Below are 691 nucleotides of genomic sequence, written 5' to 3' on the forward strand. Positions count from 1 at the left end.
TCCCAAGGCGTTCTTCCTCGCTGAAAGTGCTTTACAACCCGAAGGCCTTCTTCACACACGCGGCATGGCTGGATCAGGCTTTCGCCCATTGTCCAATATTCCCCACTGCTGCCTCCCGTAGGAGTCTGGGCCGTGTCTCAGTCCCAGTGTGGCTGATCATCCTCTCAGACCAGCTACGGATCGTCGCCTTGGTGAGCCATTACCTCACCAACAAGCTAATCCGACATGGGCTCATCCGATAGCGCAAGGTCCGAAGATCCCCTGCTTTCTCCCGTAGGACGTATGCGGTATTAGCCTGAGTTTCCCCAGGTTGTCCCCCACTATCGGGCAGATTCCCATGCATTACTCACCCGTCCGCCGCTCGACGCCTCCTAGCAAGCTAGGATCGTTTCCGCTCGACTTGCATGTGTTAAGCCTGCCGCCAGCGTTCAATCTGAGCCATGATCAAACTCTTCAGTTGAAAGCTTGATAGTCTGTTAAGCAGACCAAACTTGGTTCAGAGTCAAACTTCTCGTGAGAGGCTTGCTCCGATATTTGGTGACCTTGTCACCACTCATCGGCAAGCGCTCACACGAATTACCTGATCAAATTTTTAAAGAGCGTCGCTGTTAAGCGAGGAGGCATATTCTACCCGGAACGCTTGAGAAGTCAAGCACTTGATGATGAGTCAGTCGACTGCCTCTAAGCATCA

The 691-nt window shown here is 52.8% G+C and carries 1 rRNA gene; it reads right to left on the reverse strand.

The annotated features are described in order from the left end of the window. Positions 1-460 (reverse strand): 16S ribosomal RNA (locus QD208_RS17555); the annotation flags it as partial. Positions 461-691: the final 231 nt, after the last annotated feature.

It is taken from the genome of Cobetia sp. 29-18-1, from assembly GCF_029846405.1.
GTDB lineage: Bacteria > Pseudomonadota > Gammaproteobacteria > Pseudomonadales > Halomonadaceae > Cobetia > Cobetia amphilecti.